This is a genomic window from Pseudoalteromonas sp. NZS100_1 (genome assembly GCF_015864285.1).
Taxonomy (GTDB): domain Bacteria; phylum Pseudomonadota; class Gammaproteobacteria; order Enterobacterales; family Alteromonadaceae; genus Pseudoalteromonas; species Pseudoalteromonas arctica.
Genome location: NZ_JADYXN010000218.1, coordinates 1 through 606 on the forward strand (window position 1 = coordinate 1; position 606 = coordinate 606).

Below are 606 nucleotides of genomic sequence, written 5' to 3' on the forward strand. Positions count from 1 at the left end.
AATTACCCACCTTTAAATTATTTTATAAGTTAGCGTGGACTACATTAGTAGTCGTTATTTACTTGTTTTGGATGTAGTTTCTTACTAAAGAACCTATTTATAAACAATTTCTCATTTTATTTGGGGGTGGGCTATTAAGTGTAATTGGTAATTGGTTTTCGGCAAATAAAAAACAATCTAAAGCGATTGAAATTATAGACGGACAGTTTGAGATACTAGGCATAAAGATAAAAATATCAGACCTGCAAGAAGTACTGTATTGCCAAACTAAGCGCTTTGAACATTCGCTAAGATTTAAATATATGAATGCAACATACCAAGATATTGAAATATCGGCTCCAGATTTAATTGATGATCTGCGCTTTTACTACTTTATGGTTGATAATGGCTTGCCGGTAAAAATGACTGACGACCGCGAACGATTTTTTAACGAAGGTTAAAAGTAAGGTTATGAACAAAACAAGGGATGTTTAATGGTTAAAAATATTTTAGGTATAAGTGTTTTTATAACTGCCATTTTTAGCAGTACTTTAAGCGCAGAGCCATATGAAGGCTGCTATTCAATAACAGATGACATTGATAGTGCCGTTCCAATGAGGGACGAAG

1 protein-coding gene is annotated in these 606 nt (G+C 33.3%); it reads left to right on the forward strand.

Features of this window, described 5'->3' with window-relative positions:
* Positions 1–302: 302 nt before the first annotated feature.
* Positions 303–440: a hypothetical protein gene (locus tag I6F66_RS22700; RefSeq protein WP_231611947.1), complete on the forward strand. Its 138-nt coding sequence runs from the start codon at positions 303–305 to the stop codon at positions 438–440.
* Positions 441–606: the final 166 nt, after the last annotated feature.